This window comes from Pseudomonas sp. LTJR-52 (assembly GCF_003691465.1).
GTDB classification, from domain to species: domain Bacteria; phylum Pseudomonadota; class Gammaproteobacteria; order Pseudomonadales; family Pseudomonadaceae; genus Chryseomonas; species Chryseomonas luteola.
In genome coordinates this window covers 4,490,326-4,502,491 of sequence record NZ_CP033105.1, presented here as the reverse complement: position 1 = coordinate 4,502,491, position 12,166 = coordinate 4,490,326, and the positions used below count along the sequence as shown (strand labels likewise).

At 51.9% G+C, this 12,166-nt stretch carries 9 protein-coding genes and 4 pseudogenes; 9 read left to right on the top strand and 4 right to left on the bottom strand.

The features are described from left to right. Positions 1-63: 63 nt before the first annotated feature. Positions 64-463 (bottom strand): annotated as a pseudogene (locus tag EAW52_RS21010) (low affinity iron permease family protein). A 172-nt stretch (positions 464-635) separates the two neighbouring features. Here EAW52_RS21010 and EAW52_RS21005 point away from each other — a divergent pair. The 3 genes from EAW52_RS21005 (at position 636) to EAW52_RS20995 (ending at position 2,185) form a co-directional block, all read left to right on the top strand. Then, entirely contained in the window at positions 636-1,157 is a 522-nt protein-coding gene (locus EAW52_RS21005; protein ID WP_019366683.1) for a hypothetical protein, read from the top strand. 9 nt (positions 1,158-1,166) lie between these two features. Next, the gene (locus EAW52_RS21000) at positions 1,167-1,613 is read left to right on the top strand and encodes a DUF421 domain-containing protein (RefSeq protein ID WP_122043929.1); all 447 of its coding nucleotides are present in this window, start codon (positions 1,167-1,169) and stop codon (positions 1,611-1,613) included. Positions 1,614-1,753: 140 nt separating this feature from the next. Beyond that, complete coding sequence (locus EAW52_RS20995) at positions 1,754-2,185, top strand: DUF3597 domain-containing protein (RefSeq protein ID WP_010798861.1); 432 nt, start codon at positions 1,754-1,756, stop codon at positions 2,183-2,185. Between the two features lie 138 nt (positions 2,186-2,323). Here the strand turns inward: EAW52_RS20995 and EAW52_RS20990 are convergent, their stop codons facing one another. Further along, the gene (locus tag EAW52_RS20990) at positions 2,324-2,590 is read right to left on the bottom strand and encodes a transposase (RefSeq protein ID WP_256680846.1); all 267 of its coding nucleotides are present in this window, start codon (positions 2,588-2,590) and stop codon (positions 2,324-2,326) included. On the opposite strand from EAW52_RS20990, the pseudogene tnpA reads away from it, so the two are divergent. From tnpA to EAW52_RS20970, 3 genes and pseudogenes are all read left to right on the top strand, one after another. Beyond that, positions 2,528-2,784, top strand: a pseudogene (gene tnpA, locus EAW52_RS20980) (IS200/IS605 family transposase); the annotation flags it as partial. The gene EAW52_RS20990 and the pseudogene tnpA sit on opposite strands and share 63 nt — an antisense overlap. Positions 2,785-3,328: 544 nt before the next feature. Next, entirely contained in the window at positions 3,329-4,360 is a 1,032-nt protein-coding gene (locus EAW52_RS20975) for a CHASE3 domain-containing protein (RefSeq protein ID WP_122043927.1), read from the top strand. Continuing rightward, positions 4,273-5,007 carry a GGDEF domain-containing protein gene (locus EAW52_RS20970; RefSeq protein ID WP_372238868.1) on the top strand — a complete coding sequence of 245 codons (735 nt, stop codon included), beginning with the start codon at positions 4,273-4,275 and terminating at the stop codon, positions 5,005-5,007. Before EAW52_RS20975 ends, EAW52_RS20970 begins: the two co-directional genes overlap by 88 nt. A gap of 322 nt (positions 5,008-5,329) precedes the next feature. On the opposite strand, the gene EAW52_RS20965 is transcribed toward EAW52_RS20970, so the two are convergent. After that, entirely contained in the window at positions 5,330-6,844 is a 1,515-nt protein-coding gene (locus EAW52_RS20965; protein ID WP_162997671.1) for a sensor domain-containing diguanylate cyclase, read from the bottom strand. Positions 6,845-7,063: 219 nt separating this feature from the next. On the opposite strand from EAW52_RS20965, the pseudogene EAW52_RS26915 reads away from it, so the two are divergent. Next, positions 7,064-7,159: pseudogene (locus EAW52_RS26915) on the top strand (MHYT domain-containing protein); the annotation flags it as partial. 54 nt (positions 7,160-7,213) lie between these two features. Beyond that, positions 7,214-7,915, top strand: coding sequence for an MHYT domain-containing protein (locus tag EAW52_RS20960; protein WP_162997670.1), 702 nt, complete (start codon positions 7,214-7,216; stop codon positions 7,913-7,915). 205 nt (positions 7,916-8,120) lie between these two features. Here EAW52_RS20960 and EAW52_RS20955 read toward each other — a convergent pair. Further along, positions 8,121-9,473: pseudogene (locus tag EAW52_RS20955) on the bottom strand (glycoside hydrolase family 5 protein); the annotation flags it as partial. Between the two features lie 523 nt (positions 9,474-9,996). Here EAW52_RS20955 and EAW52_RS20950 point away from each other — a divergent pair. Further along, positions 9,997-11,925: a bifunctional diguanylate cyclase/phosphodiesterase gene (locus EAW52_RS20950; protein WP_122043923.1), complete on the top strand. Its 1,929-nt coding sequence runs from the start codon at positions 9,997-9,999 to the stop codon at positions 11,923-11,925. Positions 11,926-12,166: the final 241 nt, after the last annotated feature.

Genomic DNA, 12,166 nt, shown 5'->3' with positions numbered 1-12,166 from the left:
AGTGATGGTTTAGTGCCATTACTGAGGTTGGGTTTTTCTAACTGTGATTAGTGTCACGTTGCTTTAGGCCTGATCAGTCTTTTCTTCGGCCTCCAGGTCCCGACGCTTGAGCGCACTGGCCTCTTTTCCTATTTCCTCATACTTCTTGCGCAGCGCTTTAAGTTCATTGGCGTCGAGATTTTCCAGGTAGAGCAGGCGATCCTGGGCGCCTTGGTAACGCGCAAGAGTTCGTCGAGCTTGATGTGCAGGGCATCGTTGTCACGGTTCTGTGTGTTCTGGATCAGAAACACCATGAGAAACGTAATGATGGTCGTGGAGGTGTTGATGATCAGCTGCCACGTATCGTTGTAATGAAAGATTGGGCCTGTGACAGCCCTAAGGATAATGCCTGCGACAGCCAGCTGGAACGGCGGACCTGGCCTGCCCAGTTTGAGAGTTTTGCCGAGAGCTCATTGAATGTCATGGCGCACTCTCAAAGTATTACCTGATGTTATAGACGTAATGCTTAAGGGCTTGGTTCCTGGCCGCCGTATGCGGTGTGCTGCGATAGGGGGATGAGGCGAGGCACGGCGTGTACGCGCAGAACTAATGAGTGTCCCGGCTTTCAACCGTAACAACAGGTCAGGGACGTAAATATGTCAACGCCAGACGATAAGAACGAGTTTTCCAGCCGCCAGTATCCGATCCAAGAAGACCTTTGCGTACAGAAACGGATCTGGATGATCGAGCGTATAGGCTGGTACATGCTATGCGCCATTGTCATCCTGACGTTGCTTGGTCTGTTCTCCAAGGGTCCACTAAGTCATACCGAAATCCAGAGCCCTGATGGCGAACTGATCATTGTCTACGAGCGCTTTGCACGTAATGGTGCATCCATGCCGGTCACCATCAAGGCCAAGGCTGGAGCAGATGGAAAAGCGACCATCCTGCTCGACGGCAGTTTGTTGGACTCATTCAGTGTCGACAGCCTGCAACCCGAGCCAGTCGAATCCCGCAGCTACGGTTCAGGGATGCGCCTTACCTACCTGGCTGATGATCGAGGCTGGGTCCAGACGCACCTGAGTCTTCGGGCACAGGGGGTTGGTCTGTCTCGCAGTGTCGTTTCAACGCTGACTTCAGGGCCCGCCCTGCAACTGACGCAATTCATTTATCCGTAAGGAGCAATCATGGACGCGGTATTACGCGCTGCGGCGGTTTATCTGGTGGTCTTTGTTATCTTCAAGATTGCCGGGCGGCGTACCCTGGCTGAAATCACAACGTTTGATTTTGTGCTACTTCTGATTATTGGCGAGGCGACCCAACAGGCGTTGCTGGGCGATGATTTTTCCGTAACCAACGCAGCGCTTATCATCGTGACCCTGGTAGTCATCGATATAGGGTTATCGCTGGTCAAGGAGCGGTCGCCCAAGCTTGCGCGGTTCATAGACGGGATGCCCATGATCATCGTGGAGAATGGACAGGTGCTCAAGGCGAGACTGAACAAGGTACGTCTGGCCGAGGAGGACATCCTGGAGGCGGCCCGTACCACGCATGGGCTTGAGCGAATGGATCAGATCAAATATGCGATTCTGGAGAAAAATGGTGCCATCTCCATTATTCCGAAGGAGAAGTAACACCAACAGGAATGAAGATGTTGGGTCTGGTCTCAAACTAATGGCATTTATTTCAAACTAATTCCTCGACACAGCGGTCGGAAGATAGGCAAGCCCTGCACAAGCAGGTCACCGTCTCGATTGATAGATGAGGAGTTTATATGAGCCTATTTGGCAATATCCTGTCCAAGCTTGGTATTGGTAAAGAAGCACACGCTGCCGAACCTACCGCGCAGCAGCCGGGCAGCACTGATGCAGCGGCAGGTACGCCCGCTGGCACGTCATCCTCGTCCACGGATACAGCTACCGGAGCCGCACCACAGGCCATCAGTCAGGTGGATGTGGCTGCCAAGCTCGACGGGCTGGCGGCCAACCATGCCGAAAAGCTCAACTGGAAAACGTCCATCGTCGATCTGCTCAAGCTGCTTGACCTGGACAGCAGCCTGTCTGCTCGTCAGGAGCTCGCCAAAGAACTGAACTGCCCAGCAGATAAACTGCAGGACTCCGCGCAGATGAACATGTGGCTGCACAAAGCTGTACTGCAAAAACTGGCTGAGAACGGCGGTAACGTACCCGCAGATCTGCTGGACTAAGCATCACTAGCGAAGCCTTACTGATGAGCGCAGGCAGGTAATGCTGTGATGCTGGGAGTAACCGAACCCAGAAGTATCTAGCCTGCGCTCACTACAGGTACGTAATTGCTCATGCCTGCCATTTACATCCTCCCCGGCCTAAAGGACGGGGATTCCCACAGATGGACGCTCATGCCCGAGCGCAAGAATGTTTCTAGCCGCGTTAATATCGCGATCGTGAGCGACACCGCACTCACAGCAGGTCCATTCTTTTATACGCAACCCATTGACGCCCTGCGGTCCTACTAAGGAGCCGCAAGCTGAACAGACGCGGGTGGTGTACGCTTCTCGCCAGAAGGAATTTTCCGTAGTGTCAGCGCGGACTTTGAATCTGAACTCATTGAGCTCAATGGCGGGCCTGACCATGTGCATTTGCTATGCACTATCCGTCGAAGATAGCGCTCTCGCGACTCGTGAATAGCCTCAAGGGCGTCTCCAGCAGGCGACTGCGGCTGATGTACCCGGAACTCGTGGTGGCTGCGTATTTAAATAACGCCCTATGGAGCCCAAGCTATTTCGCGGGCAACGTGGGCGCGGCGTCGATATCGAACATACGCTAGTACATCGAGCAGCAGAACAGGTCGTATTAGGGCCGCTTCGCGTCCCGCGCTATGCTTCCCACACTAAAAGTACGGAGCATGTTGCGCTTTTTGGTCATTGTTTCACCATCGTTAGACCAGTGTTCATGCAGGACGATGGTCATATCACGCAGTACTTGCCCATTACTTATCAAAGCCAGCGAGAGGTCTAGGGCGTCACCTAAAGCCAGAGCCAGATACTCTGCTGCTTGTCTGTATAAGGTAACGACCCACCTTATTATTGACCTTCAAGAATCTGTATGACCGTCTGTCTGCCACTAGGCTTAAAGGCTGCCGCCAAGCTCAGGTTTTTGAAGGGTTGGTCGATGCTTATGACAATGAACAGACCTGTGATTATGGAGCGAGCTATTTTTATTTCCCTTAGGCCTGCTTTCATAGTTTCTTGGTGAGCGCCTACTCACAAGCTGGCGCTTACCAGAGCAGTACGTTTCTATGGCCCTCTCGTTCCTTTAGGTACGGCTGACTTTGGCTCCGCTCAACCGGATTTGGTAGCAAGGTTAATGTAATGGCGTTCAGAAAGGCTCGGCTCAAGCTTGCTGCCGGCAGCGCTTCAATCATCATGATCCTAACCGCAGCAGTTGCCCCCCTTAGCCTGTTTTGGGTCAACGATACGCGCCAAGAACGTAATGTTGTCCAGAAGCAGATAGAAAATCTCCGTATTGTGCAGGAACTGGTGGTCGATGCAGAGACGGGCCAGCGTGGTTATGTCATTACCGGTAATGAGGTATTTTTACGGCCCTACTATGTTTCGCTATCCTCCCTGCCTAACGAACTCAAGAGGCTCAAGAGTGTTTACGCTGGCGACGTTCTGGATCAGACAGAAAAAGTAGATGTGCTTATTAAGCATGCTCAGCTGAAGCTCGAAGATCTGGCCAGAACCATCACCCTCAGGCATGAGCAGGGGTACGCTGCAGTAGAGGCCATTATTCGTACCGGTCACGGCAAGGATTTGATGGAAAACGTTCGTAACGTGGTAGGCGAACTCATATTTGGAGAGCAGCAGGAACTGGCAGCGCTTGATAATAAGCTTGGAGAGAAAAGTATAGCGGCAGTAGGCTTTTCTCTAGTCAGTACACTCCTGACCATGCTGCTTCTATCCTTTATGCTCAGGTCAATGCGTAACGCTATCCTTGCTCAAGAAAACTCAGCCAATGATTCTCAACTCATCAGCCGAAAGCTTGAGGAGAGCGTCAGAGAACTTAGCCAGCGTAACCTTGAAGTATCTCTCTTGGGAGAGATGTCTCGTACGCTTCAGACTGAGATGACGTTGCAAGAGGGACTGGCAATCAGCTCGCTGTATTGCTCAAAACTGCTGCCAGATACAGTAGGTGCGATCTTTCTCTACCGTAATTCAGCAGACATGTTGGAGCGAGGCGCCACATGGGGCAGCGAGGAGGTCGAGCCACGTATGATGGCTCCCATGATTGCTGGGCTTTGCGTCGGGGACAAGTGCATTACTGCGAGGAAAATCATTCTGCATTGCACTGTAATCACTATATGGCAGAAGACTCGCGTAATCATTACTGCCTACCCTTAACCGCTTACGGTGAAGTGCTGGGCCTTTTGTATATCAGCAAGCCCATTAAGGACGGCGCCCTGGTTGATCAAGCGATGAATCTGGCTGAAGCCATCAGTGAGCAGACCGCGCTGGCACTGACCAATGCGAAGCTGAGACAAGTAATGCGTGACCAGTCCGTCAAGGATGCTCTGACCGGCCTCTACAACCGTCGCTTCATGGAGGAAAGTCTGGCTCGTGAACTGGCTCGTTCACAACGTAATGGATCACCTGTTAGCGTAATCATGCTTGATATCGACCATTTCAAGCAGGTAAACGATCTCCATGGGCATGCCGGAGGGGATGCAGCCCTGCGCATGACAGCCCAATTATTGAAAAAGTCCTTGCGTGCCTCTGATCTAGCCTGCCGGTATGGCGGTGAAGAACTGGTCATGATTTTGCCGGATTGTACAAAGGAAAATGCCGTGGCTCGCGCTCAGCAGGTATGTGAGGCGCTGCGCCAGCTCAATACTCTAGAAGGTGGCCACTCCATTTCCGTTACAGCCTCCTTTGGTGTAGCCACTGCGCCAGAAAACAGCACAGAGCCGGTAGAGCTAATCGGTATGGCTGATAGTGCGATGTATATGGCAAAAAGGGCTGGCCGTGACCGTGTAATAGCAGCTCAGTAGGATCCTCGCCCTGCTCGCAATCCAGGCCTGTGCTGACTTATTCAAAGACCAATTATGTTTTTTGAAACAAAGTACTCCTGGTCAATATTCGATATCAGCCATTCTTCTATATCTTGCATGCCTCTGGCTTCACGAAAGAGACTATCCATAAGGCCTGCGGCTGCACTACTTCCTGCGTCTACTACCGCAAAACTCTAACCACTGACTATCAGGCGATAAAAGTCAATTCATATCGGCTTTAAATAGGCTCGCAGATTTTCAGCCGTATCGAATCGAGGGGGAGGAAAACGAGAAATTGCTCTAACGGCTGGGCAAGAGGATGTTAGATAATATTGGGAATAGGATGGACTCTGTTTCGTCCCAGCTCCTTTGCTGTATACAGATTCATGTCAGCAAAGCCCAGCTCATAGGCCGGATTGTATTCAGAACTGTCTGGAATCACCACATGGTATCCGATACTGGCTGTGACGCGACCCAGAGGAGAGTCTATGTGTTCAATGTTTGCCGCCCTGATACCTTCCATGATTGCCGTCGCAATGCCATAAGTACCCGCTTCATCGGTATTAGGCAGCAGGATGACAAGCTCTTCACCACCATAGCGTGCGGCGAGGTCACCTGCGCGGCGAACATTTTGTTTAATGACCTGCGCTACGGCCTGAAGGCACAGGTCTCCCATCTGATGGCCATAGCGGTCATTAAATCGTTTGAAATAATCTACGTCGAGCATAATAAGCCCGATCGGGTGAGCCTGACGGCGTCCTCGGTTCAGCTCAACCGGCAGCATGACATCGAAATGGCGTCGGTTGGCTAAACCGGTCAGGCCATCTTCCATTGCCAGCCTTTCAACAGCGTCATAGGCGGCTTTAAGTTCGAGTTGATTTTCCCGGTCCAGTCGCATGTAGCGCAGCACGACCAGCGCCAGGGCAAATAAAACAGCGAGCATGACCATTAGCCCGCCGGTGTAAATCACCACCTCGGTCAGCCAGGGGGCTAACACATCTTTTAAGGAAAATCCAACCTGTACCACCAGCGGATAGCGCTCAAGCGCCTGATATCCCTGGATACGCTTTACGCCGTCTACAACTGAAGTAATTCGAGTAACGCCAAAGCGTCCTTGGTGCAGGTACTTGCTGTATACCTCGCCCTTGGAGAGATTAAGCCGTATGTTATTTTCTGAATTGGGCAACCGTGAGATCACTTCACCGCTACGCAAGGCCTGGACAATGATATCCCCGGCACCCAGTCGGAAGTCAGCGTAGTAGGCGTTGAAATACTCGATATTGACGGTAACCAGCACAACGCCGGCAAAACTCTTGTCCGGGTTGTTGATTCGGCGCGAAACAGGGACTACAAGGTCGCCTGTAGATCGGCTGCGCAGGGGTGTACCAATATAAACCCCTCGGTCCCTAAAGGTCTTGTGGTAGATGAAATATTCGCGGTCACTGTTATTGATGCTGGCGGGATAGTCATCCTTATCCGTCACGATCCATTTGCCATCCTTGTCATAAACGAAAATGCCGTGCACCTGGTTCATCTGAGCCACTTGGCGTTTGAAAAAGTGCTTTAAACGCGCCACATTTTCATCCGATAGCCCTGCGCCAAACTTATCCCACTCCAGCCTCTCGACTATGCCATAGCTGGTCAGATCAAGTTCCTCGTAAGTGTCCTGAGCGTGCTGCGCAATTGATTTCACCAGATTAGCCGCATTCACCTCAGCAGCATCTAAAGTAGCCTCATAGCTTCTAAAAAGCTGAAGTGACACAACGCTGGTAAGCCCCAGGGTAAAGCACAGGGCAAACACGATGAAGACGCGCCGAAGACGATTGGCCTGGTTCATGGAGATCATTTGTTGTGGGTACCAGTTACGCTTTTCCCTGCGGCGCAGCTTAAGGGGTGGTTCTTGTGTATCGACTACACGCGGTATCCATTGACGGCTGTATTTGGCGCATGTGTTGCAGCACATGAGCGTACCGGGATATGGACCTCGGACTGCGAGCGTAATTTCAGAAACGACGCAGTCGGCCGTTAAGCTTAGGATCTGAAACCGGGTAATCCTATGCTTACTGGTAGTTATGACCCACTCCTAGTCTTAATCTCCATCCTTGTGGCAGTGCTGACTTCTTACACTGCGCTCCAGCTGGCCTCTGCTGTGTTTAATACATCCGGCACTGCTGCGCGGAAATGGCTTGGTTGTGGCTCAATAGCCATGGGGATTGGAATCTGGGCAATGCATTTCATTGGCATGCTGGCTTTCAGCCTACCTATCGAGCTTAGCTACCAAGCCTCGGCCACTGTGCTTTCGTTAGGGCTGGCTATTTTGGCAGCGGCTGTAGCGCTGGGAATCGTCTGCCGTCCAGCGCTGGCGACTCGGCATTTTTTCTGGGGTGGTCTGGTCATGGGCGCCGGGATTGCAGCGATGCATTACACCGGCATGGCTGCAATCAATATGCATCCAGCCATCAGCTACGACCCCATATGGCTAGGCGTCTCCCTGGTCATCGCAGTACTTGCCTCAATCTCGGCGCTGTATGTAGCTTTTCATCTAAAGCGGCCTTTGGCGCATGTCTGGATGCTGCGTTTTGCCGCATCCATTTTTCTCGGCTTTGGCATAGCGGCAATGCATTACACCGGAATGGCAAGCGCACGTTTCCACATGGGAAGCTCTAGCGGGAATATAGATGGCAGTATCGATACCTACTGGCTAGGCGCACTCGTAACGCTGGCCAGCGTCTCGCTACTGGCTATGGCATTAGCTGCCGTAGTGCTCGAGCGGCATACGCGGCGCCAGAAGCTTGCAGACAGGCGAGCCGATATCAAACACTACCTTGCCACCCGGCAGGTTGCACAAGACCCCCTAAAAAGACTACCGCGTTGTCCTGAGCCAAAAGAGTTACAGCCCCGGGATTGATCACGCTCATGACTGTCGTTTGATTGTTACCGTGTCCACCCTAAGCATCAGGGGTATCGTGAAGACAGGATTGGATAGGGTCGTACTTGATGTAATGGAGCGGTAGTAGTATTGCTATCAGCCATAGGGTAACGCCAAAAAAAAGCCGCCCCTACGGACGGCTTTTTGATTTATAGAGGCTGAAATCGTTTATTTAGTTAGGCACGACTACCAGTGTTTTAGGATACCCAACCACCGCGCCGTTAACCGCCGCGCCCTCAAGATACACCGCCATCTTTGCACCGACCTGTGCGGAGCTGATCTTTCTGACCTGGCCATCAGCCAAGCGTACCGACGCCCCTACTTTAAAGGCCGCCTTGTTAGCATCATTGGCCGGAATCGAAAAACCAGGCTTCTTGCGATACACGCCGTTTAGCCAGTCCAGGTTAGTGATGTTATTAATCTCACTCACCGTGCCTGCTGAGGCCGGTGTAGAGGCCACAGGAGTAGTCGATGCTGCAGGTGTTGTAGCAACAGCTTTCTTCGGACCAATCTCGGTGCAGCTGCTGCTGTCCATGTACTTCTTAAGGGTCGGCCACTGCGGACGCTCTACACCATTGATAGGCTCAACCGACATGAAATAGTTGCCCCAGCCCGGACCTGCCGCCCAGTAGGATGCCGGTACGCAATTCTCTTTCAGGTAGGCCAGCATATTGTCCATCAGGATGTTCCAGCGCGGGTTGTTATCCGGTACGCCGAACTCACCAATATAGCCACGCTGACCATGCTTCTTCAGCCACTCTACGAACGGCTTGACCCGATTCACGCCGTACATCACGTCCAGCTTGTTGACGTCTACGTCACCATAGCTGCCACCGGCGTTCTCATCGAAATACGAGTGCGCCGAGAAAATGATGTTGTTGGACGGATCCTTCAGGTTCAGCAAGGGATCATTCCACTCCGCCCAGCGGGTAGCGCTCGACCAGCCGTTACCTTCCACAATGATCGGGCGGGTCTTGTCCACGGCGCGCACACCGTTGATACCGTATTGCGCAGCGGTCGCCCAGTAGGCCAGGGCCCCGTTGGGCTCATTCATGATGTCGTAGGCGTACAGGGCGGGTTGATTACTCCACTGCTGGGCAATCTTGGTCATGATCTCCTGGTAGCGGGCATACGGAACGCCACTGGTCCCAATCACCTGGCCGCGATAGCGTGCATAGTTATGCAGGTCCAGAATGATCTTGATGTTGTGCTTTTGCGCATAACCAAAGGTGCGGTCGATCAACGCAACATAGGCTGGATCCAGCGGGCCACCCAGCTTGGGTTGCAGGCGCTCCCAGATGATGGGGAAGCGGAATGTCTTGATACCCCTGGCGCTCCACTGCTGGAAGTAGGATTCCACCGGGAAGATGTAGTTGGTGCCGTTGATACCTGGCAGCACCTGAGGCGCGAAACCTGCACCGGACAGGTTCAGACTAACCAGATCGACCGGTTCGGCTTGGGCCGCTGCACTGCCAAAAGCCAGGGCAGCGATGAAGGGAAGACTTTTTAAAAGACGCTTGGAGAAACGAACGGACATACTGATATTCACCATACAGCAAGTAGTCAGGTAAAGGCGTCTTCTATCCGTATCCGTGAGGCCAGAACTTGAAAAATAAGTGTTTCAGTCGTGTGGGTTACGACTGAAGCGCTTCCGGGCATGCAGTACCTAATACAACTAGTGTGCCAAGACATGCTCAAGTGAGGCGTGGCAAACTCATTATTTTTTGGGTTCGCTAAGTATTTGCCTGCTAAAGAGTTTTCAATATCTATCGGCTAGTTATTCTTCGTGGCAGCGTGGCGCACCAAAGAAAAAGAGCTGGCTGGCTGGTCAGTCAAATAATTGAGGCCATATATTTGACATTTTCCTCGCCGGCCTATACCTGACGCCTGAAAACCGTCTTATGAATTGATCGGTAACTCCTGCCGGTTAGCAGCAGTCCAACCTGCAGACAAGAGGTTTTTTGCTCCCTTAGAGATCTGCTCATGGCAGATCCGCTTACGCCAGATATTGGTGTTGAATAGATCATCTTGATGTCACTGTCGCGTCAGAGAACCATGTGATGAATAAATCCTTAATGGGTTATCTGGTTAAGCTCCTGTCTGTTCCAGAGCACCACCCAGGGTTACTAAAGGCCCAATACGTTGCGTTAGCCCGGCAGTTACCACTCATGTATTTCGTACTGTTGGTCAACTCTTGGGTCTTGGCTATCACTCACGTTGCGGCTGCGCCCTACTGGCTGACTCTTCTTGTGCCGACACTTCTGACAGTTATATGTGGAATACGGGCCATAAACTGGTGGCGCGTCAAAGCCATCCCCCCAACCGAAGCTATCGTAGCGACGCTCAGGCGAACGAACCGGCTAGCACCTTTGATCGCTGGAGGGTTCACGCTCTGGTCGTTGGCTCTGTATCCCTATGGTGATGCTTACAGCCAGGCACATGTTGCCTTCTTCATGGGTATTACCGTAATTGTCTGTATCTTTTGTCTGATGCATCTGCGCTCCTCGGCGCTCATCGTGACGGCAGTGGTGGATCTTGCTTTCATCATTTTTTTTGCAGCGACCGGTAATCCTACCTTTGTTGCCACCTCCATAAACATTCTGCTCGTATCCATAGCCATGTTGGTGGTGCTGCAAAACAATTACCGGGATTTCACCAACCTGATTGATGTTCAGGAAAAGACTGAAGAGCTAAGCAATGAAAACCTGCGCCTGGCCAATAAGGATAGTCTGACCGGACTACCCAATCGCCGTCAGTTTTTCAACACGCTTGAGAGTGCGTTAGCCGAGGCAACCCGTAAGCGAAGATCCCTTGCAGTAGGCATTATCGATCTTGATGGGTTTAAGCCGGTTAATGATCTGTATGGCCACAGCACAGGCGACAGGCTTCTGGCGATGGTTGCACAACGGCTTCAAGGCTTAGCCAGTGAGACGGTACATATTGCGCGTTTGGGAGGGGATGAGTTTGCGGCAGTGATTAATGATCCGCTAAGCGATGAGGAGTTAAACATGTTTGGTCAGAGGGTCTGTCAGGCATTACGCGCCGAGTTCATGCTGGCCGATGTGTCTATCCAGATAGGAGCAACGGTTGGTATCGCCACCTTTCCACGAATGGCTGGTAGCGCAATTCAGTTATACGAGTTTGCAGACTATGCGCTGTATCAAGGCAAGCGCCATAGCCCTGGCACGGTATGCCTCTTTTCAGAGAGCCACTATGAAGAGCTGCACTCTGCAGTTGAGGTGGAGCAGGCGTTACGGAGAGCTAATTTCGACCTTGAAATATACGTGCTGTTTCAGCCGATTATCGACTGGTCCACTCGCACGACCGTAGCCTTTGAAGCATTGGCCAGATGGCAAAGTCCAGAACTCGGTTTTGTGCCGCCCAACCGGTTCATTCCAGTTGCTGAGCGCACTGGCTTGATCAACCGTTTGACCCTGGCGCTGTTAAACCAGGCATTGCATAAGGCATGTTCATGGCCTGGTGAGATACGCTTGTCATTCAACCTGTCAGCTCATGACTGTGGAACCTGTGAGAGTGTCCAACGCATCATAGATGTAATTAGGGGAAGCGGTTTTAATCCATCCAGACTTGATCTGGAGATTACTGAAACGGCAATCGTGCAGGATGTCGTTCAAATGAAGCAGGCCATTGAGCAGTTTCGCAGATTGGGTTGCGGGATCTCTATGGATGACTTCGGTACAGGCTATTCGAGCCTGAGCCAGCTTCATGCGCTTCCCTTTACGAAGCTGAAGATTGATCGCAGCTTTGTGACCAACATCCAGGACAATCCTGCGGGTTACAAAATAGTGAAATCTCTGATTGGCCTAAGCCAGGATATGCAGCTGGATTGCATTATCGAAGGTGTCGAGACACAAGAGGAGATGGCGGTGCTTGCCGATCTAGGAGGAACCCTGGTGCAGGGCTATCTATTCAGCCGCCCAGTTTCTTTTGAAGACTCATTAGAGTGGTTGAAAAAAGAGGAAGCCTAAAAGCAGACTCAGCCGTAAGGGATGGTCCTTTGAGGTTAGGGCAAGGCGCGACAATTTCATTAAATACAAACCCACCCAAGGCAGCGCTGGCTAATACGGGCTACTGAGATAAATAAAGGAATCTGAGTGTTGTCAGCAGTACTTTGGTTTGTCTGACTACAGTCAACTAACTGCACCAGGACAAGCCCCGGCTCCAGTTAGTGAGGTAATCGAGAGTGGTTTTGCCGCCACTTAACAACCT